General features: G+C 68.5%; 15 protein-coding genes. 7 read left to right on the forward strand and 8 right to left on the reverse strand.

What is annotated here, in order from left to right:
* Positions 1 to 24: 24 nt before the first annotated feature.
* Positions 25 to 2658: a cation-translocating P-type ATPase gene (locus ABNF93_RS02995; protein WP_349325938.1), complete on the reverse strand. Its 2634-nt coding sequence runs from the start codon at positions 2656 to 2658 to the stop codon at positions 25 to 27.
* 211 nt (positions 2659 to 2869) lie between these two features.
* On the opposite strand from ABNF93_RS02995, the gene ABNF93_RS03000 reads away from it, so the two are divergent.
* The 4 genes from ABNF93_RS03000 to ABNF93_RS03015 all read left to right on the forward strand — a co-directional run bounded on the left by ABNF93_RS03000 (position 2870) and on the right by ABNF93_RS03015 (position 7874).
* Positions 2870 to 5554 carry a bifunctional acetate--CoA ligase family protein/GNAT family N-acetyltransferase gene (locus ABNF93_RS03000; RefSeq protein ID WP_349325939.1) on the forward strand — a complete coding sequence of 895 codons (2685 nt, stop codon included), beginning with the start codon at positions 2870 to 2872 and terminating at the stop codon, positions 5552 to 5554.
* Positions 5555 to 5698: 144 nt separating this feature from the next.
* Complete coding sequence (locus tag ABNF93_RS03005) at positions 5699 to 6373, forward strand: class I SAM-dependent methyltransferase (protein ID WP_349325940.1); 675 nt, start codon at positions 5699 to 5701, stop codon at positions 6371 to 6373.
* An 86-nt stretch (positions 6374 to 6459) separates the two neighbouring features.
* On the forward strand, positions 6460 to 6873 hold the full coding sequence (locus ABNF93_RS03010; protein ID WP_349325941.1) for a cytidine deaminase: 414 nt from the start codon (positions 6460 to 6462) through the stop codon (positions 6871 to 6873).
* 44 nt (positions 6874 to 6917) lie between these two features.
* The gene (locus ABNF93_RS03015) at positions 6918 to 7874 is read left to right on the forward strand and encodes a phosphotransferase enzyme family protein (RefSeq protein ID WP_349325942.1); all 957 of its coding nucleotides are present in this window, start codon (positions 6918 to 6920) and stop codon (positions 7872 to 7874) included.
* A gap of 253 nt (positions 7875 to 8127) precedes the next feature.
* Here the strand turns inward: ABNF93_RS03015 and ABNF93_RS03020 are convergent, their stop codons facing one another.
* Complete coding sequence (locus tag ABNF93_RS03020; RefSeq protein WP_349325943.1) at positions 8128 to 8586, reverse strand: GNAT family N-acetyltransferase; 459 nt, start codon at positions 8584 to 8586, stop codon at positions 8128 to 8130.
* A gap of 138 nt (positions 8587 to 8724) precedes the next feature.
* Between ABNF93_RS03020 and ABNF93_RS03025 the strand changes: the two genes are divergently transcribed.
* From ABNF93_RS03025 to ABNF93_RS03035, 3 genes are all read left to right on the forward strand, one after another.
* Positions 8725 to 9744, forward strand: a complete 1020-nt coding sequence (locus tag ABNF93_RS03025; protein ID WP_349325944.1) for a LacI family DNA-binding transcriptional regulator — start codon at positions 8725 to 8727, stop codon at positions 9742 to 9744.
* 217 nt (positions 9745 to 9961) lie between these two features.
* Positions 9962 to 11668: an exo-alpha-sialidase gene (locus ABNF93_RS03030; protein WP_349325945.1), complete on the forward strand. Its 1707-nt coding sequence runs from the start codon at positions 9962 to 9964 to the stop codon at positions 11666 to 11668.
* A complete protein-coding gene (locus tag ABNF93_RS03035) occupies positions 11665 to 13248 on the forward strand; it encodes an arylsulfatase (RefSeq protein ID WP_349325946.1) in 1584 nt (527 codons plus the stop codon). Before ABNF93_RS03030 ends, ABNF93_RS03035 begins: the two co-directional genes overlap by 4 nt.
* Positions 13249 to 13355: 107 nt before the next feature.
* Here ABNF93_RS03035 and ABNF93_RS03040 read toward each other — a convergent pair whose 3' ends face one another.
* From ABNF93_RS03040 to ABNF93_RS03065, 6 genes are read right to left on the reverse strand one after another with little or no spacing between them, the layout of a single operon-like run.
* Complete coding sequence (locus tag ABNF93_RS03040; protein ID WP_349325947.1) at positions 13356 to 14591, reverse strand: galactose oxidase; 1236 nt, start codon at positions 14589 to 14591, stop codon at positions 13356 to 13358.
* Between the two features lie 26 nt (positions 14592 to 14617).
* Entirely contained in the window at positions 14618 to 15802 is a 1185-nt protein-coding gene (locus ABNF93_RS03045) for a sialidase family protein (protein ID WP_349325948.1), read from the reverse strand.
* Positions 15803 to 15855: 53 nt separating this feature from the next.
* Positions 15856 to 17328, reverse strand: a complete 1473-nt coding sequence (locus ABNF93_RS03050; protein WP_349325949.1) for a sulfatase-like hydrolase/transferase — start codon at positions 17326 to 17328, stop codon at positions 15856 to 15858.
* Positions 17325 to 18248, reverse strand: coding sequence for a dihydrodipicolinate synthase family protein (locus ABNF93_RS03055; RefSeq protein ID WP_349325950.1), 924 nt, complete (start codon positions 18246 to 18248; stop codon positions 17325 to 17327). The genes ABNF93_RS03050 and ABNF93_RS03055 overlap by 4 nt, the downstream gene beginning before the upstream one ends.
* 44 nt (positions 18249 to 18292) lie before the next feature.
* Positions 18293 to 19123 carry a carbohydrate ABC transporter permease gene (locus tag ABNF93_RS03060; RefSeq protein ID WP_349325951.1) on the reverse strand — a complete coding sequence of 277 codons (831 nt, stop codon included), beginning with the start codon at positions 19121 to 19123 and terminating at the stop codon, positions 18293 to 18295.
* Complete coding sequence (locus ABNF93_RS03065) at positions 19120 to 20064, reverse strand: carbohydrate ABC transporter permease (protein ID WP_349325952.1); 945 nt, start codon at positions 20062 to 20064, stop codon at positions 19120 to 19122. The genes ABNF93_RS03060 and ABNF93_RS03065 overlap by 4 nt, the downstream gene beginning before the upstream one ends.

Genomic DNA, 20064 nt, shown 5'->3' on the forward strand with positions numbered 1-20064 from the left:
CAGCCGACGATCGCGCGGGCCGCCTCAGGCGTGCTCCTTCCGGCCGGTCCCCCTCGCGGTGGAGGCCTTCGCCGACGGCTCGGAGTGCAGGCGACGGTCCAGGCGTACGGCGAGATACCCGGCGACGGACACGACGCAGACGATTCCGAGGTCAGCGACTGCCAGGGGTTCGGTACCCAACAGCTCCCGCAGCAGGGGAACGTACAACCCCGCCAGCATCAGGACGAAGGACGCGCCCACCGCGACCAGCAGGAACGGGTTGTCGCGCGTCCCCGGGCGGGCACGTGAGCCCAGGGCGACACCCAGCTGCGTGGTGGCGAGCGTGAGGTAGGCCATCGACTGCCACGGCCGCCCGGTCGACTCCGCCCAGACCGCCACGCCCAACGTCACGGCGGCGAGGACGACGGCGATTCGCGGGATCCGCTGCCAGAGTCCGGCACCGAGGATCCGCTCCGCCGGCGGACGTGGTGGCGAGCGCATCAGGTCGGCACCGGCAGGTTCGGCGCCCAGCGCGACCCCTGGCGGGCCGTGGGTCATCAGGTTGATCCACAGGATCTGGGCGGGCTGGAGCGGAAGCGGGAGCCCGAGGAAGGGGCCGACCAGCATCACCATGATCTCCGCGGCCCCGCCGGACAGGCCGTAGACGAGGAACCTCCGCACGTTGGCATAGATCCGCCGGCCCTCCTCGACCGCCGTGACCAGGGTCGCGAGCTCGTCGTCTGCCAGCACCAGGTCCGCGGCCTCTCGGGCGACCTCCGTACCACGCCGCCCCATGGCGACCCCGATGTCGGCCCGGCGCAGAGCCGGCGCGTCGTTCACCCCGTCGCCCGTCATCGCCACGACCTGGGACCGCCGGCCGTAGGCATCGACGATCCCGAGCTTCTGCTCCGGACTCGTTCGCGCGAACACCGCACAGTCGCGCGGATCCGGGACGCGCTCCGGATCCAGGTCGGAGCCGTCCATGACCACCGGGTCGTCACCGCCGATCCCGACCTGGACAGCGAGGGCGCGTGCCGTGGCCCGGTGATCGCCGGTGATCAGCACCGGAGTGAGCCCTGCCTGCCGGCAGGCGGCGATGGTGGCCGCGGCGGAGGCACGCGGCGGATCGGCGATGGCGACGAGACCGAGCAGGCGCAGCCCTTCCTCCACCTCAGGCAGGAGTCCTGGGGACGGACCGCCCGCGGCCGGGAGCGAGGATCGCTCGCCGGCGGCGACCGCGAGTACGCGGTAACCCTGACGCGCGAACTCGTCGGCTCGGCGCTCCGCCCGCTGGAGCGTCGCGGCGTCGTCGCTGGTGATCGGCGCGCGCAGCAGGATCTCGGGAGCACCCTTGCAGATCACCTCGAAGCGCCCGGACGCTTCGCGGTGCACGGTGGTCATCCGCTTGCGGGCGTTGTCGAACGGGACCTCGCCGACCCGCGGCCACTCCCGTTCGAGCGCCGTTCGGGTCAGGCCCACCTTGGCGGCGGCGGCCAGGAGCGCCGCCTCGGTCGGGTCGCCGGCCGCGGTCCAGGACTCGATCGCGGCGTCCCCGCCTCCCCTGCCGCCCTTCGGGGTCGGTGGGCGAGGCGGAACAAGTGCGGCATCCGTACACAACGCACACGCGCGAAGCAGTGCGGCCACGTCCGGGGCGCGCTCCGGGTCCAGTGGCATGCCGTCACGCTCAACGTGACCCTCCGGTGCGTAGCCAAGCCCCGTGACGTCGGCCTCGCCGTCGACCGTCCACAGCTTCTGCACGACCATGGCGCCCTCGGTGAGAGTGCCCGTCTTGTCGGTGGCGATCACGGTGACGGATCCGAGCGCCTCCACCGCCGGCAGACGCCGGACAATTGCCTGCCGGGCCGCCATCCGACGGGCACCCAGGGCCAGGGCCAACGACACGACAGCGGGCAGCGACTCGGGCACGGCGGCGACCATGAGGCTGACCGCGGTCAGCACCATCAACTCGACCGGTTGCCCTCGTACGACACCGAGGACCAGAACCACCAGGCACAGGACGGCCGCCGCCAGCGCCAGCGTCCGGGCAACACCAGCCAGGCGCTTCTGCAACGGCGTCAGCCCCGGAACCGGTGCGAGCAGGGCGGCAACCCTTCCCATGGCGCTCCCGGCGCCGGTCGCCGTGACCACCGCCCGGCCGCGCCCGCGTACCACGACAGTGCCCGCCGACACCTCGCCACCCGGCTCGCCGGCCGGGACGGCGCTCTTGTCCACCGGTACCGCCTCGCCGGTCAGCATCGACTCGTCCGCGGCGAACGCGACCGCCTCGACCAGCCGTGCGTCCGCGGCGACGATCTCCCCCTCGGCAAGAATCAGGAGATCACCAGGCACCACGGTGTCGATGCCGACCTCGCGCTCCACGCCGCCGCGGATCACCCGCGCCGCCGGTGCGGCGAGAGCGACGAGTTGCTCGACCGCCCGGTCGGCGCGTACCTCCTGTGTGACACCAACCGTCGTGTTCACGGTGATGACCAGCAGGATCACGGCGGCGTCGGCGAAGTCCGCCGTGACGATGGTGAGAACGGCGGCAGCGATCAGCACGACGATCAACGGGTCACGTAGCTGGTTCACGACCCGCCGTACGAGGGAGACCCGGCCAGGTCTGGGCGGCAGGTTCGGGCCGACCTCCTCGAGTCGCCGGGCCGCCTCAGCCTCGGACAAACCTTCCGACGGCACCGGCCCCCCAGACGGCGCCGGTCGTTCCGATGGCACCGGCCCTTCCGATGGCACCGATCCTTCCGATGGCACCGATCCTTCCGATGGCATCGGTGTCGCTCCTTTGTCCAGCGGGCCCACTCACGCCGCCCGGGGTGTCCAACTCCTCTCCCCCTACGTTCCCGCACCCGTAACGTGTGGACCGGGAGACCGGCACATGCGCGAGAGTGAGTCCTCGACCGCGGCGCCTCCGGTGCAGGAGGTGCGAGCGGCGCTGACCGACGGGCGGATCGTGGTGATTCGTCCGCTCGGGCCCGCTGATCTCGGCCAGCTTCGAGGCCTTCACGCCAGCCTGCCGGACCGCGACCGCTACTTCCGGTTCTTCACCACTCGACCCGCCGGCATCGACCCGCTCCTGCGAAAGCTCGTGGGCACCGGTGACGCCCACCGGCTTGCGCTGGGCGGATTCATCGGCGGGTCACTCCTGGGGGTGGCGCACTACGAAACCCTTCCCGACCCCGCCGAAGCCGAGGTCGCCCTCGTGGTTGATCACCACCACCAGGCGCACGGGCTCGGCACCTTGCTCCTCGAGCACCTGGCGTCGGCGGCTCGGTCCCGCGGGGTGCGCCGCTTCGTGGCCGAGGTGTTCCGCGAGAACGCGGCCATGGTGAGGGTCTTCCACGACCTCGGGCTCCCCACCACCATGCATGCCGAAGGGTCGTCGTACGAGGTCGCCGTCCAACTCGTCGGCGGCTACCCGTCGGCTGTGGGTGAGCGGGAACGACGCGCGGACGTGGCCAGTCTGCGTACCGTTCTGCGGCCCCGGTCGGTCGCCGTCGTCGGCGCCAGCCGGCGGTCCGACGCGATCGGCCACGCCGTGCTCGCCAACCTGCGCGACGGCTTCGGCGGCGCCTGCTACGCCGTCAACCGAAACGCCACCAGCGTGAACGGCCTTGCGGCGGTGGCCACAGCAGGAGACCTCCCCTCCGGCGTGGACCTTGCCGTTCTCTGCGTACCGCCCGCGGCCGTCGCCCAGGCGGCTGAGGACTGCGGCGTCCGCGGCGTCCGCGCCCTCGTCGTCATCACCTCCGGCCTGGACGAGGAACAGGCGGCCGCGCTCAAGCGGGCCGTCCGCAGCCACGGCATGCGACTTGTCGGCCCGAACTGCCTCGGCGTCGCGAACACCGATCCGGACGTACGCCTCAACGCCACCTTCGCCAGCGGCCCGCTACCCGTCGGACGGATCGGCATCGTGACCCAGTCCGGGGGCGTCGGCATCGCCCTCCTCGAGCAGTTCCGTGCGGTGGGTCTCGGCATCTCCACTCTCGTCTCGACCGGAGACAAGTACGACGTGAGCAGCAACGACCTGCTGATGTGGTGGCACCGCGACGACACCACAGACCTCGCAGTCGTCTACGTCGAGTCGTTCGGCAACCCACGCAAGTTCGCCAAGGTGGCGCGCGCTCTGGCCGAGCGCAAGCCCGTCCTCGCCCTGCGTACCGGCCGTACGGAGGCGGCGCAGCGCGCTGCCGCCTCGCACACGGCGGCGACCGCCACGCCCGTCGTCGCCAGGGACGCCCTGTTCGACCAGGCTGGCGTCATCTCCGTCGACAGCCTCACCCAGGTGCTGGCCGTGGCGTGCATGCTGAGCTGGCAGCCGCCGCCCCAGGGAAACCGCGTCGCCGTCATCGGCAACGTCGGCGGAATCGGGGTCCTCGCGGCCGACGCCGCGGCCGAACGCGGGCTGTCGCTGCCGGAACTCGGTGAACAGACCCGTGCCACGCTGGGGTCGCTTCTGCCGCCGACTGCGAGTCTTGACAACCCGGTCGACACGACGGCCGGCATCTCCGACCAGACGTTCCATACCTGTGTACGCACGGTCCTCGACGACCCGTGCGTCGACATCGTGCTCGTCCTCGCCGCTCCGACCGCACTCGTCCGCCCGGACGTCGGACTCGCCGACAGCGTGGCCGGCGCCAGCAAGCCTGTGCTCGCCGTCCGGGTGGGCCAGACCGCGGTTGTCGAAGGGCTGCGACCGACGCGCCCCACCGACAGGACCGTACCCGCGTTCGGCGATCCAGCGGTGGCAACCGACGCCCTACAGCGGTGCGCTCGGTACGGGACCTGGCGAGTCCGGCCGCCGGGCACGGTGCCGGACCTGCCGGGCATCGACCTCGACGCGGCCAGGGCACTCGTCGACGACATCCTTCACAGGCAACCGGCCGGCTGCTGGCTCGACCCGGACTCGGTGGCCGCCCTACTCGGGCACTTCGGACTCCCGTTGCTCGGCGGCGTCGTCGTCACCGATCCGCAGGCGGCGGTCGCCGCTTTCCGCGACCTTGGGCACCCGGTGGCAATGAAAGCGATCGCCGAGAACCTGCAACACAAGACCCGCGGCGGAGGCGTCGCCCTCGCCGTGGCGGACGAGACCCGGATCCGTACGACCTTCGCCAGCTTTCGGAACCGGTTCGGACCTCAACTGCGCGGCGTACTCGTCCAACCAATGGCCGAACCCGGGCGAGAGCTCCTGGCCGGCCTCCACAATGACCCCACGTTCGGGCCGTTGGTCGCCTTCGGCCTCGGGGGCGTGGACACCGACCTTTTGGCCGACCGCGCCTACCGGCTCGTACCCATGACCAGCCACGACGCCGAGGAGATGATCGCCGCCCTGCGCGCGTCCCCCATGCTGTTCGACCCACACGCGATTCCCCGACTCGACACCGAGGCTCTCGCGGACGTCCTCCTGCGGGTCAGCCGCCTCGGCGAACTCCTACCCGAGGTCGCCGAGCTCGACCTCAACCCCGTGATCGCCTCAGAAGACGGCTGTCGCATCGTGGACGCCAGAATCCGCGTGGGGCCAGCCGAGCCTGTCGACCCGTACCTCCGCCGCCTTCGCGCCTGAGGACGGTCAACACGCCGTGCAGCTGCTGCGAAAGCTCAGCGATTCGAGCTAGATGTCTGCTTGGCCGGCGCGGATGGCACGGTCGGCCCACCCAAGGGAAACCCTGTCGCGTGCACTGCGCGGTCTCGCTACCGTGCCAGCGACATGGCTGTGGACCCGTATCGGGATGAGCGGTTCGTCGAGCGGTACGACATCGACAATCCTCCGAGCGACGACCACGTGTACTACCGGGCGCTCGCTGACGAGATCGAAGCAAAGAAGATCATCGACTTGGGCTGCGGCACCGGGCTCCTCACTCGTGCGCTCGCGACGCCAGGCCGGGTGGTGATCGGTGTCGACCCGAGCGCAACGATGCTGGACTACGCACGCCGCCAGCCGGGCGCCGAAGCGGTTTCCTGGATCCACGGCGACGCAACCAAGCTCGCCGGTTCCGGCGACGCGGATCTGGCTGTGAGCAGTGGGAACACGATGATGCACATATGTCCCGAGGCCTGTCCGACGGTCCTGGGCTCCCTTGCGGCCGCGCTCAGACTCGGCGGGGTGATCAGCTTCGAAACCCGCAATCCGGAAGCCAGGGAGTGGGAGCGCTGGAACCCGGCTGAGACCTCCACCGAACGCGACACCTCGTTCGGTCACGTCCGCGAGTGGCTCGAGTGGCGTTCGACGCGCACCACCACCGTTCTGTACTTCCGTACCGCTGAGGACATCACCGCTGACCTTGAACGTGCCGGATTCAGCGATGTCGACGTGCGCGGCGGCTGGCACAACGAGCCGGTTACGGTCGACTCCCGAGTTCTGGTATTCCGTGCGACAAGGTGACAGTCCCGTCCAGTGCGTGCCACCGCCGAACGGCCTTGCCGCTGATGGCCTGGGACGGGGCTGCGTGTCAGCAGGAGGATGCCGGTATGAAGCTGGACGAGAACCTCGTGGATGCGGCGAAGGCCCTGCTCGTCACCCGCTACGGCGACACTGGCTGGGGAGGAGCTGCTGCCATGTATACGGCGGCTGGAACCGTCCTCACGAGCGTGTTCGTCGAGGCATTGAGCGAGTCGGCTGGGCTGTGCATTGAGACCGGAGCGATCGCCGAGGCGCACAAGCTCAACGAACCCGTCACAGCCTCTGCCTGCGTCGTCCGAGGCGATGACTCGCCGGTCATCCGTGTCATCGCTTCGTGTGGGTCATGTCAGGAACGGTTGCGCTTTTGGGGTCCAGACGTCGAGGTCGCCATTCCAGACGACCAGACGCCGACGGGCTGGCGCGCGTACCGGCTTGGATCACTCCAACCCCACTGGTGGGGGATGGCCTACGGCGCGAGGTAGCGGCAGCCAACGGGCGATCAGGTGATCGGCTAACGTACCCATGCGTGACCGGACCCGATCTCAGCGACGACGTGCCGCTGCTTGTCGAGCAGTACCGAATCCCAGGGCTCCGCCAGATCGGTCTGATGCCGACGACCGGCCGCAACCTCAACGCGATCATGGTCGACGCGCAGGGTGGCCGGTACGTGCTCCGCTGCTACCTCCGCAACGTTGATCTTTCGCGCATCCAGTTCCAGCTCGACTTCCAGGAACACCTACTCGGCAAAGGCATTCCCACCGCCGACATCATCGCCACAAAGGCCGGCGAACGTCTCGTCAACACCGGGCAGAGAACCTGGGTCCTGTTCCGTCACGTTGCTGGGACCGGATACGACTACGCAAACAGCGAGCAACTGCGTAACGCTGCGCTTTGCCTCGCCGACCTGCACGAGGCGGCCGAGGACTTCGCCGAACCGGCCGTCGACGACGACACCATTCCCAGCCTGCGCCGGTGGTGGACGCACGGCGCTGAAGATCTCGCCGAGTTGCACACGATGTTCGCCGATCGCGATGTGGCCGCCGAGCTCGCCTTCCTCGACGCCTGGTTGGCCAGCCTGACGCGAGACTTCCCCATCGAAGTTGTGGATCAGCTCCCGCCAGCGTGGGTCCACGCCGACTTCCACGGTACGAATCTCGCGTTCGTCGACGACCAGGTGACCGGTGTCTTTGACTTCGACGTCGTACATCGCGGCTACCGTCTCGAGGACGTCGCGCACGCGACGTACTGCTTCGCCCGCGAAGACGCGACCAGCAACCGGATTCGCCCAGAGCTGGCCGCAGCGTTCCAGGAGCACTTCGATCTGACCGACCTCGAGCGCGCAGCACTGCCGGCCTTCACCGTCGCGACCCAGGCGCGCAACGCAGCGCGATACCGCATACGAGAGCGAGAAGGCGCAGACCCAGCGGCTGTGCTACGCGGGCACGTCGCCCGAATGCGCCACCTGTGCGGGCTCGCGCCCTGAGACGCAGCACCCGAAAAGGCTCGACGCGGCGACCCGTCGGGCTTGGCCCTGCGGCCCTGTACAGGTTTCGGGTACGCCGCCCACGGTTGCTGCCGTCCGTTCAGTACGTGCCACCGTCGAACGGCCATGCCTGTGAAGTGCCTGCATTCCGAGCCCTTCGTAGTACTGGCGCAGCCGCAGCCACCGTCGAGATCTCTCTCCGTGAGGCCTGAGATGTCCGTGGAGTAGAGGATTACGGTGCATCGTGGCAGAGTCATCGAGGCTCACCCTTTCGTCTGGAAGCATTCGGCACCCAGTAGAGCCAGGGTCCGGTACATCGGACGAAGCCGGAAGAGCGGTAGAAGTGAGCCGCCTGGTCGTCGGCGGCTGAGACAAAGACGACTTCGGCGCCTGACGCTTCGAGCCATCTCCGGCATTCGTCCAACAGACTCCCTCCGGTTCCGACGCCACGCCCTTGAGCCTCCACTACGAGCTCTTCAACCGATCCATACGCCTCGTGGCCGTAGTCGACAAGCGTCGCGACCGCCACTCCAACCACGCGATCGCTGTGCGTGGCGACGAACGTACGAGCCTCCTGACGGACGTGAGGCAGCGTCACGGCGTCTACCCCATCCGGATGCAGTTCGAGCAGCACGCGCCGGATCTCGGCCTCATCCGCCATCGTGGCGGTGCGAACCGTGATGCTCGCGTGTTCATCGTGGCGTTCGGTCACGACTCAACTCCCTCGGGACAACGGAACTCGTTCCAGAATGCCTCGATGGGTGCGACCCAGCATCTTGACGCTCGTCGCGGGTGCGCATTATCGTCGCGAGCATGGTTAACCGGGTAACCATGGAACTGGCGATCCGCGATGAGTGAGCCACCGCGGGCGCCCACGGTGGCCGACGTCGCTCGGTTGACCGGCGTGTCCAAGGCGACGGTGTCCTATGTCCTGAGCGGTCGCCGCTCCGGCAGCAGTCGGGTGAGTGAGGAGACCCGGCAGCGGGTACTCGACGCGGTTCGATCCCTCGGCTATGCGCCCAACCAGTCCGCCCGGGCACTGAGTCGTCGGCGGACCGATCGGGTGTGCCTGGTGCTCCCGCGACTAGGCGCACCGTATTTCGAGCAGCTCGCTTGGGATCTCACGACCGCGGTTGCCCAGCACGGCTTCACCCTCGTCCTCGCGATTGCCGATGAGGACGACGAGCGACCCGCCATCATGGAGCAGCTGCGTCGTCGTCTCGCCGACGGCGTGGTAGTGGCTGAGGGCGTCCATCTGGCGTCGGATGACCTCGCCGCGCTGGTCCCGCTGAACGTGGCGGTCGTCACCATGACGGACGATCCGGTGCCCCCTGGCATCGATGCCGTGCGAAGCGACGCCTCCGAGGCCTGTCGCGGCGCTGTCCAGTATCTCGCCTCAGAAGGGCACCGGCGGATCGCGTTCATCGGCCACTTCCTGTCCAAGGGCCGTCGCCACCGCAAGTACGACGACTACAGAGCAGGGCTCCGTGCCAGTGGCCTTCCTCTGGATCGCGGGCTCGTGGTCGCCGGTGCCGCGTCGCGTGCCGAGGCGTACCGCAACGCGCAGAAGCTCCTCGCGCAGCCCCACCGACCCTCTGCCGTGTTCGCGGCGTCGGACATCGCAGCCGTCAGCACGATGTGGGCCGCACGCGACGCGGGACTTCGTGTGCCAGACGACCTGGCCGTCGTTGGCGTGGGCGACATCCCCGAGGACCTTGTGATGAATCCCCAGCTCACCACCGTGGGCCCTACCTCTGCCGCTGCAGCCCTGGTCGCTGATCTGCTCATCAGTCGGCTCACAGGCGAAGCGCCGGCCGAGGGGAGGACTCGCCTGCAGACATGGGAGCTCGTACGCCGAGGCTCGGCATAGCGCACGTTCCGTGACCCAGCGAAGGGAGACAACTGTGCCGACAATGCGGCGCCGTGATCTGTTGAAGACGATCGGACTTGCCGGAAGCGCCTCTATGTTCGCCGCCGGTATGTGGTCAGAAGTGGCTCATGCCGCATCTGCTCATGCCATCGAACGCGTCACGGTGTTCGAAAGAGGCGAGACCGCGGACTACCACACATTCCGCATCCCACTCATCGTGCGAGCCGCTGACGGTACGCTGCTGGCCTTCGCGCAGGGACGCGTCGACAGCGCCGAGGACTTCGGCCATATCCAGTTGGTGCTCAAACGATCCGCCGACGGCGGACGGACCTGGGGTCCCTTGCAGCTGGTCGCCGCAGACCCGCCGAATCGAGTGGCCAACCAGTCGGCTGTCGTCGACCAGGTGACCGGACGGATACACCTGTTCGTGGTCCGGACCGGAGGCGACGTCACCGGCGATGACATTGCGAACGATCGGGTCAGTCCGGAAGACGCGCCCCGCCCGTTCGTGATGTACAGCGACGACCATGGTGTCACGTGGTCGGACTGGCGAGAGATCACCTCCGACGTCAAAGTGGACGGCATGCGGCACTACGTGGGTGGGCCGACGCATGGCATCCAGTTGACCACCGGACCGCATGCCGGACGGCTCCTCATGCCGGGCAACCACAACTTCCTTCCCCAGACCGACGAGCGTCCCGCGGTCGTCGGCGTTCACGTGATCTACAGCGACGACCACGGCGAGTCTTGGCAGATCGGTGGAGCGATCGGCGAGTACGACGACGGGATAGTGGTTCCCAACGAGACCGCGGTGGTCGAACTTGCCGACGGCACGGTGTACTTCAACACGAGAAACCAGCGAGGCACGGCCTTCGGCAACCGCGCAGCGACGACCAGCAGCGACGGTGGCGCCACCTTCGACGGCCCGTTTCAGATCGTGCCGGACCTGATCACTCCCATCGTCTCAGGATCGCTGCTGGAGGCGACTCGGCGGACAGACAAGAACGAACGGACCATCTTTGCCGCCCCGGCACACCCCTCGTCACGGGAACGCCTCACGCTCAGGTCGAGTCTGGACGGCGCCGCGTCGTGGCGGGAGAGCCTGGTGGTCTACGACGGTCCGTCGGGGTACTCCGACCTTGTCGAGATCGTCGATGAGCCCTCCAGCATGCTGGGCGTCTACTACGAGAACGGCCCGCGGCTGTCCGACGATTCGGCCCTGACCTATCACAAGCGGCTGAGCTTCGCCCGGGTGCCGATGGAGTTGCTCGATGTCCCCATCCCGTCGCCGTCGACGACGCCTGAGGAGTCAGGGCACGGGAACACGGCGGTGGTCAGCGGGAGACCGAGGCTGGTCGCCGGGAAGTTTGGCAGGGCGTTGCACCTCGCCGGCGACTATGTCGAGATACCGCTCGACCCGTCAATCGATCTTGGCGACAATCCATTCACTGTGGCCTTGTGGTTCCGTACCAGTGACCAGCGTACGCAGCGCATCGCCAATGCGTTCAACTTCGAGTCCTTCCCACAGTGGCTGATCGACATCAGCCCGGCCAGGCTCCGCTGCCAGGTCCGCACCGAGACAGCGCTCGGCACGGCTCAACTGGCGGGGAACTTCGCGGACGGCAACTGGCACCACGTCGCGATGCGGCGTGGTGACCAGCAGGTACTGACCCTGTATCTCGACGGTGAGCCGGTCGCGACCGCCGATGCGCCGGTTGGCGGCTCGGTGTCCGCGCGTGCGTTGGCCGGCATCCGCATCGGTGCCCGCATGGACGGCATCAACAATCCGTTCGTCGGGACCGTGGATGAGGCGTACCTGTTCGATCGTGCACTCACCGCGGCTCAGATCCGCGACCTGACAATGGACAACACCTACCCCGCAGGGACCGCGCTGGTCCACCTCCCGCTGGAAGTTGTGCAGTGACGGGGCAGGAGTGCAGCTCTCCCAACATCGTCCTGATCCTGGCCGACGATCTGGGATTCAGTGACATCGGTTGCTACGGCTCTGAAATCCGGACACCGAACCTCGACCGGTTGGGCCACTCCGGCATTCGCTTCACCCAGATGTACAACGCCGCTCGTTGCTGCCCTTCGCGTGCCTCGCTGATGACCGGGCTCTACGCGCACCAGACCGGTATAGGGCACATGATGGCCGACCGGGGATCCCCGGGCTACCGGGGTTTCCTCAACCGCAGTTGCGTCACCATCGCCGAAGCGCTGCGGGTACACGGCTACACCACATTGATGACGGGCAAATGGCACGTCGGCGGTCCTTACAACAGTCTCGACGCCGAGTCCTGGCGTCCCGGTGACCCTACGCACCCCATTCCCACGCAACGCGGCTTCGACCACTTCTACGGCATCGTCGCCGGAGCGGCCAGCTACTTCTATCCGCGCACGCTCATGCGCGACGACGCGTTCATACCGCTGCAGACTTCCGACTACTACCTGACCGATGCCATCAGTGACAATGCCGTGCAGATGGTGAAGGACGCCGCGGTGCAGGGCAGGCCGTTCTTCCTCCACGTCGCCTACACGGCGCCGCACTGGCCGCTCCACGCGCCCGAGGAGGACATTGCGGGCTACGAAGGCACCTACCGCCATGGGTGGGACTCCGTTCGTACGGCACGGCACGAGGAACTCAAAGGTCTGGGCGTCGTCGACCCCGGCTGGCACATTTCGCCCCGGGACGAAAGCGCACCAGCCTGGGCGGAAACCCCCCACAAGGATTGGGAAGACCTGCGGATGGCGACGTACGCCGCACAGGTCGCGTGCATGGACAGGGGCATTGGACGCATTCTCAGTGAGATCCGCCGTCTCGGCCTGGACGAGAACACGCTTGTCATGTTCGCTTCCGACAACGGTGGGTGTGCTGAGTTCCTCGCCGAGGACTCCAACCCTCACGAGCGTTTCCGGTACGACACCGACCCGCTCGACGGGCGATCGATTCGCGTCGGCAACATCCCGGGCCTGCGCTGTGGCCAGGCCGACACGTTCATGAGCTACGACTTGCCGTGGGCCAACGCCAGCAACAGCCCTTTCCGCCGATTCAAGCGATGGGTGCACGAGGGCGGGATCTCCACGCCGTTCATCGTCAGCTGGCCGGCCGGAATCGAACGGCCGGACATCGTGCATGAGCCTACGCACTTCATCGACATCCTCGCGACCTGCCTCGATGTCGCCGGTGCGGCGTATCCCACCGAGTATGACGGCCACGAGATCACACCCCTTGCGGGAGAGAGTTTTCTCCCGCTCCTCCAGGGCAGCGATTGGACTCGGGAGCGGCCGTTGTTCTTCGAGCACGAAGGAAACCGGGCCGCACGCCTCGGCCGCTGGAAGCTCGTCAGTGCGTTCGGGCATGACTGGGAGCTCTACGACATGGCCGAAGACCGCACGGAGCTTCATGATCTGGCAGCGAGGGACAGGTCCCGGGTCGCCGAGCTTGCCCGCTTGTACGACGAGTGGGCTCGGCGCTGCGGCGTCCGCCCGTGGCACGGGTCCTGACACGCTGGGATAGAACCGTGATCGCGGTCCATCCTGGTGGTCATCCGGCCTGGACGCTCTGACCAGGTAGTGAGAGCGTCATGGCTCGCCCTGATCGACGACGCAGGTCAGGCCGATGGCGCCGGCGTACCGGTTACTCGCCAGATCGTCGGGGTCCGTACGCCAGGTCGGATCTCACCGCTCACGATCACGGTGTCACCGCCCCACGTAACTGCGGGGGTTGTCACCTGCGGCGGTCCGGGGAAGCTGCCGACGACCGACCAGCGGTCGCGTCGCGGGTCGTAGCCGAGCACGTCGGTGTTGAACCCGGTGTGATGGTCCTGGATCCAGCTCAGGACGTCGTTGCGGCGGGCCCACTCCTGCGACCCTGCCGGCGCCTCGTCCCGCCAGGCTCCAACCTCCTGAATCCGGGTCCACCGGTCGAAGTCGCGGTCGCCCGTGTACGCCACGAGCCCGGAGGTGTCCCCGGTCGCCAGGCCCGCCGTGATGCACCACGGCAGGTCGGCGATCCGGGTCCAGTGTCGACGACCCGGGTCGTAGGCGTAGGCGTCGGTGTAGAACTGCCACGACCCGTCGGCGCGCAGGGCCCGGCCGCTGAGCAGGTAGAACCGCCGTCCGTCCGACGCCGCGACAGCGACAGTACGGGGGTCGCCTGGCCACGGCTCGTGCTCGGTCCAGCCGTCAGAGGTACGGGTCAGGTCGAGACCGAAGAACGAGCCGCCTTCCGCCACGTACACGGTGTCGCCGACCCGGGCGGCCGCGCCGTATGACAGTGGCCGGGGAAGCGGTGGCAGGTCCTCCCGGGTCAGACCGCCGTCGTACCGCAGGTAGAACACGTCGGCGAACTTTTCGAGCGGCTTGACGGCCGTCCCGTTCGGGCCGCCCCGGAATCCCTCGCCGCCGATGACGAGCACGCCGCGCTCGGTGCTGAGGCACGCCGAGTACGCCACGGCGTCGCCGAGCCGGTCGCCGACATCGAGCCACTCGTACGTCTCACCGCGTCGGCGCAGCACGAACGCGTCGTCCCAGTACACCTTGCCAAGGGCGGGCTGTCGGTTGGCGGTGCGGCCCGGCTCGGGGAAGTTCGCGCCGCCCGCGACGATCAGGAGGTCGCCGTGGGAGCCGGCGATCGGGCCGGCCAGGCCGAGCTGGTGCCAGTACGCCTCGCCGACCGGGATCTGGTCGGACCAGTCGGTTCGGTTGGCCGGTACGTCCGGCAGCCTCTGCCACTGCAGCCGGTCGGAGCCGACCGCCGCAGCGGCGGCTCCTGTCGGGACGCCGGTGAGCAGGCCGCCGAGACCGACGCCGCCCGCCGCGAGGAGGGCGCGCCGCCTGGTTGTCATCGGACGCGGTCTCATCGGACGCGGTGTCATCGGACGACCTCCTCGAGGGAGATCCGCTCGAACCGGATCGTCTCGTACGTGTCGTTCAGGCCGGTCTCGTACAACAGGCCGACGACCTGCCCGGGCAACTGCACCATGTCGGAGTAGGCGGCCCGGTGCTCGGACACGAGGTAGCGCTGTTCCCAGTTCTTGCCGCCGTCCTCACTCGCTCGGATCGCCATCCGAGCGCGGCTGTTCGGATCGGACGGGCCGGAGAAGAGCAGCGGCCAGCCCATCCCACGGACCTGAAGGACAGTGCCCTGGACGACGGGACCGGCCAGGTCCGGCTGCGGCGCGTACGGTGCGACCAGCGACTCGCCGCCGTCCTTGGAGGTCCCATCGGCTCGGGTCTCGGGTGAGGTGCCGTTCTGATCGCGGGTGTTGAAGTAGATCGTGCCGTCGGGTAGCTCTGCGGCCGTCGACTCGTTGGTGTTGAGAGCGCCGTCGAAGCTGTCGTCACTGAAGCCGATCTGCCAGGTCTTGCCGCGGTCGTCGCTGTAGAGACTGTGCGCGCCGTAGTACTTCGGCTCGGCCCCGGTGTCGGTCGACCCCGGCGGCGGCGCACTCGAGTGGTTCGCCGGAACGACGAGCCGCCCGGTGTGCGGACCCTGGGTGAGCGCGATCGCATGGCCCGGTCCAGTCGCATACCAGCGCCAGTCGGGCTGCTTGGTGGTCGAGGTAATCTCCCGCAGCGGGCTGAAGGTCTTGCCGTCGTCCCGGCTGACCTGGACGAAAACCCGCCGACTGTCCGCCGCTGGCACCTCGCCACGCAGGATCTCGGCCTCGGTCGCCGACCCGGCGTTGCGGGTGCTCAGCAGGACGAGGTCGCCTGTCGCAGGATCGACGACCGGCGCCGGATTGCCGATCGTGTTGTCGCCCTCGTCGGCGACGATCGCTTGCGTGCCCCAGGTGCAGCCGCCGTCGTCGGAGCGGCGGCGCACGATGTCGATCGACCCCGCGTCGGACCGTGACTCCCGCGCCTCGGCGAACGCGACCAAGGTGCCGTCGGCGGCCTGGATGATGGCGGGGATCCGGTAGATCTCGTAGCCACGCTCCCCGGAGACGAACGGCACCGAGGCGGCGCACCGGCCGGTGTCGTTCGCCGCGGTCGGGGCCGGCTGGCTGGCCGATCCCGTCGCGGGCGTGGACGCCAGCCCGACCAGCGCTCCCACCGCCAGAACTGTTCCTCCTACGCTCAATGGGGTTCTCCGTCGTGGTCGCACGCTCATCGCCCTCCTCGTAGCTCTGCCTGGCCCGGGCGTTGCGGGCCTACGGCCAGATATCTGTACGTGCCGTCTTGGGCACCGGTCAGGGTGAAGTCCTCGGTGTCGTACGCGATCTCCCACAGGCGCCCGGTGAGTCGGCGCACGACGTCCGCGTACGCGGGGTCGCCGGCCAGGTTCACCTGCTCGGTCGGGTCGGCGGTGAGGTCGTACAGCTCGTCGAAGTCGAAGGCGTTGAACACGTACTTGAAGCCGTTCTCCCAGATGACGCGCTGGGTATAGGAGAACCGCTGCCCGTGGAGCTCGGCGACCGCCGTCGTACGCGGTGGCCCACCGGTGCCGGTCAGTAGTGGCAGCAGGTCGACCGCGTGACCGCCGAGCCCGGTCCCGCTGAGCTGCGCCAGCGTCTCGGCGACGTCGTGGGACTGCACCAGGTCGTCGATGACCTGACCGCCTTCGACAGCGGCCGGCCACGAGACGACCAGCGGCACCCGGTAGACCTCCTCGAACGCCGGCACGCCCTTGAGCAGCAGCCGATGCGCGCCCATCAGGTCACCGTGGTCGGAGGTGTAGACCACGATCGTGTGGTCGAGCTGTCCGGCCGACTCGATCCGATCCAGCAGCCGGCCGACCTGAGAGTCGACCAGGCTGCAGGAGGCGTAGTAGCAGGCGGTGGCGGTGCGGAAGTCATCGGCCGACAGGTCGGACCACACCGACTGCTGGCGACGATAGATGGCAGGCCGATCGGCCAGGTCGTCGTCGAAGCTGGCCGGAAGCTCGAGCTGGTCCGGGTCGTAGCGGTCGAAGTACGGGCGAGGGACGACGTACGGCTCGTGCGGCGCCTTCGTACTCACCATCAGTGCCCACGGTTCGGATCCGGCACATGCCTCGTCGAGGAACTCCAAGGCGTGGGACACCGTGTAGTGCTCCAGGGTGCTCTCGACCGGCTCCTCGGTGACGCCGTAGAGCAGCAGGTCGCGGTAGCCGGGCTGCGACACGATCCGGGACGGCTCCGCGACGACGGGGCGGTCGGCCAAACCCAGCCGTTCTCGGTGCGCGAAGTAGTCGGGGCCGGGACCAGCCTGGTAGGCGGCCGAGCGGGAGAAGCCGAACTGTCCGAGGTCCTGGCTGCGCTCGAGATGCCACTTGCCGTAGTAGCCGAGGCGATAGCCCGCCGCCATGAGCCGCTGGCTCCACATCGGCACCCCGTCGACCAGTGAGGCACGGTACGCCGGCACGGCGTGCTCGACGTCGACCATGCCGTGCTGGTGCGGAAGCAGTCCGGTCATGAAGCTGGCGCGGGCGGGCGAGCAGACCGGGCTCGGGGTGTAGCACCGGGTGAACCTGGCGCCCCGCGCGGCGAGCCGGTCGAGCTGGGGCGTGTTGCACGGGCCGTTCGGATCGACGGTCGCCGCCTGCTGCTGGTCGCTCATGACGACGAGGACATTCGGCCGTCGGACGGTCGCGGGCGTCATGCCGTCGCCCGCTTCCCTGCGCTCGCGTCCGTCAGGGCCCGTCGCAAGGCAGGAGCCAGGGCGCTCGCGGCCGCCCGATCGCGCCCGTGAAGCGGACCCCAGGGGATACGCGGCCTTCCGCAATCGGGAGTGAGCTCGTTCATCAGCTCCTTGACGAAGCCGAGACCCCCATGCCGCCTGCTGGCTGACGCGATGTCGCGAAATGGTCTGTGCAGCTCGAATGCGAGCGGGTGGTCGCCGGCGTCGAAGGCCTCGGTGACTCGATGGGCGATCGGCGCCAGGCCGTTGTAGAGGCTGCCGATGACCGCGTCCGCGCCGAACGACAGCGCGGCGGGCAGCAGCTCGTCCCGGCCGAAGTACACCCGCACGTGGGTGCTGCTCGCTCGGGTCCGGTCGTACTCCAGCAGGTCGCCGTCGCTGAACTTCACCCCGCGCAGGGTCGGAATCAGCTCCGCAGCGCGGGACACGATCTCGCTTGGCCGATGTGTCGACCCCGTCATGCTCGGGATGTGGTAGTAGCACAAGGCGGTCGCGGGCGCTGCCGCCGCGATGGTGCGCAGGTGGTCGACGACGAGGTCGATGGTCGGTGCCTCGCCGTAGTACGGCGCGACCGTCGCGATGAAGTCGAGGCCGAGGCCTTCGGCATGCGCCGCGAGCTCGACCGCCTGACCCGGCTCTGTGCCTCCGACATGGGCGGCGAGGCCGAAGCCCACGGGCCGTGCCGCCGCCCATGCCTCGACGAGGCGCCGGCGTTCGTCCGCCGACATCGCGGCGAACTCGCCGGTGGTGCCGGTGACGAACGCGCCGTGCATCCCGCCCGCCTGGAGGTGAGCGACCTGGGCGGGCACGATCGACACGTCGAGTCGGCCCTCCGCGTCGAATGGCGTGGGCGTAGCAGCCCAGATCTCGAGTCGGCTCATCGTGGCCGCGGCCCTTTCGTGACGGCGTACGGGTGTGGTCGTGCTCAACTCTTCGTCGCCCCCTCGGTGAGGCCGGCCACGATGTAGCGCTGCAGGAAGACGAAGGCCACGATCACGGGCAGGGCAATGACGGCGGAGACCGCCATCAGGTCGTTCCACCTCGTGCCGAAGGCGTTGGTGAGGCTGGCCAGAACGACGGTGATCGGCTGATACTTCTCGTCGGTCGCCAGCGCCAGCCCGAACACGAACTCGCCCCACGCCGCCAGGAAGCTCACGACGGCCACCGTGATGACGCCCGGCGTGCTGATGGGTACGGCAACCCGCCAGAACGCGGTGAGCTCGTTGCAGCCGTCGATCTTCGCGGCCTCCACGATCTCGGTCGGCACGTTGAGGAAGTACGGCCGCAGGATGGTGACCGCGAGCGGGATCGCCAGCGAGCAGTTGGCGATGATCAGCCCGGCATAGGAGTTCACCAGTCCGACGCTCGAGAACAGGACGAACATCGGCAACGCGAGGTTCACCGACGGCACCATCTGCACGATCAGGAACAGCATCAGGATGGCCGGAACAAACCGGATGCGCAGCCTGGCCAGGCCGTACGCCGCCGGAAGCGCCACCACAAGCGTGATCACGGTCGTGCCGATCGCGATGACCGCGCTGTTGGCCAGGCCACGGGCGATGTCGGCGTCGGAGAACACTGCGTGTACGTACGACGCGATCGTCGGCGGCATCGGGATGAGGTCGGGCGGCACCGCGAAGATGTCGCCGGCCCGCTTGAACGAGGTATTGATCATCCAGTAGACGGGGATCAGGTAGACCGCCGTCACGGCGAGACCGGCGACGAAAAGCCAACGCCTGCTGATGCGCTCGCTCATGCTCTCTCCTCCGCCCGGAGGGCGCGGAAGTACACGATCGCCAGCGCGAGCGGCACGACCATGAGGGTCGTCGTCGCGACCGCGGCGGTGTCGAACCTCGAGAACTCGAAGGCCTCCTGGTACGCGTACACCGGAAGGATCTCGGTGGCGCCGCCCGGACCGCCTCCGGTCATCAGGAAGATCGTGTCGAAGGTCTTGAAGGTGAAGATGAAGATCAGCAGCGTGACGGTCAGGCTCACCGGGCGCAGCAGCGGGAACGTGATGGCGCGGAACTGCTGCCAGGCGGAGGCGCCGTCGATCCGAGCGGCTTCGTAGAGTGTCGGAGAGATGCCCTGCAGGCCGGCCGACAGCAAGATCATGGCCAGCGGCCCGAAGCTCCACGCGGTCGCGACGATGACGGCGGCAACCGCGGTGTTCGGCTCACCCAGCCAGAACACGTCCCGGTCGAGGAGACCGACGGCCGCCAGGACGGCGTTGAGAAGTCCGTAGCTGCCGTCCAGCAGCCACCGCCAGACGTTCGCGCTCACCACGGTCGGCAGGACCCAGGCGACCAGGATCAGCCCGCGCATGATGTTGCGACCGCGGAACGCACGCCGGAACAGCAGGGCCAGTCCGAGACCCGTCGCAAAGGTCAGGGCGACGGTGCCGAACGAGTAGACGATCGAGACCTGCAGGGCGTGCCAGAACTTGGAGCGACCGAACTGATCGGCGTAGTTGTCCAGGCCCACCCAGGTGGCGCCGCCCTGCGCCACCTCCCGTAGTCCAACGTCGAAGAAGCTCTGCACGATGTTGTAGAGCAGCGGATAGATGACAGTGAGCACCACGAAGGCGACGGCCGGTGCGAGGAACAGATATCCGCTGAGAGGGCGGCGCCGACGGCGACGTGCCGGGGACGGGGGCGCGGCCACCGCCCCCGGCAGCTTCTCCGACTGGCTCGTCAC

Origin of the sequence: Actinopolymorpha sp. B9G3 (assembly GCF_040120725.1) — a bacterium.
In the GTDB taxonomy this organism is placed as follows: Bacteria; Actinomycetota; Actinomycetes; order Propionibacteriales; family Actinopolymorphaceae; genus Thermasporomyces.

What these genes read in the sequence shown, in the direction of transcription:
- ABNF93_RS03000 (WP_349325939.1), top strand. Translation starts at nt 2,870, where the DNA reads ATGCGCGAGAGTGAGTCCTCGACCGCGGCGCCTCCGGTGCAGGAGGTG.
- ABNF93_RS03005 (WP_349325940.1), top strand. Translation starts at nt 5,699, where the DNA reads ATGGCTGTGGACCCGTATCGGGATGAGCGGTTCGTCGAGCGGTACGAC.
- ABNF93_RS03010 (WP_349325941.1), top strand. Translation starts at nt 6,460, where the DNA reads ATGAAGCTGGACGAGAACCTCGTGGATGCGGCGAAGGCCCTGCTCGTC.
- ABNF93_RS03025 (WP_349325944.1), top strand. Translation starts at nt 8,725, where the DNA reads ATGAGTGAGCCACCGCGGGCGCCCACGGTGGCCGACGTCGCTCGGTTG.
- ABNF93_RS03040 (WP_349325947.1), bottom strand. Translation starts at nt 14,591, where the DNA reads ATGACAACCAGGCGGCGCGCCCTCCTCGCGGCGGGCGGCGTCGGTCTC.
- ABNF93_RS03050 (WP_349325949.1), bottom strand. Translation starts at nt 17,328, where the DNA reads ATGACGCCCGCGACCGTCCGACGGCCGAATGTCCTCGTCGTCATGAGC.
- ABNF93_RS03055 (WP_349325950.1), bottom strand. Translation starts at nt 18,248, where the DNA reads ATGAGCCGACTCGAGATCTGGGCTGCTACGCCCACGCCATTCGACGCG.
- ABNF93_RS03060 (WP_349325951.1), bottom strand. Translation starts at nt 19,123, where the DNA reads ATGAGCGAGCGCATCAGCAGGCGTTGGCTTTTCGTCGCCGGTCTCGCC.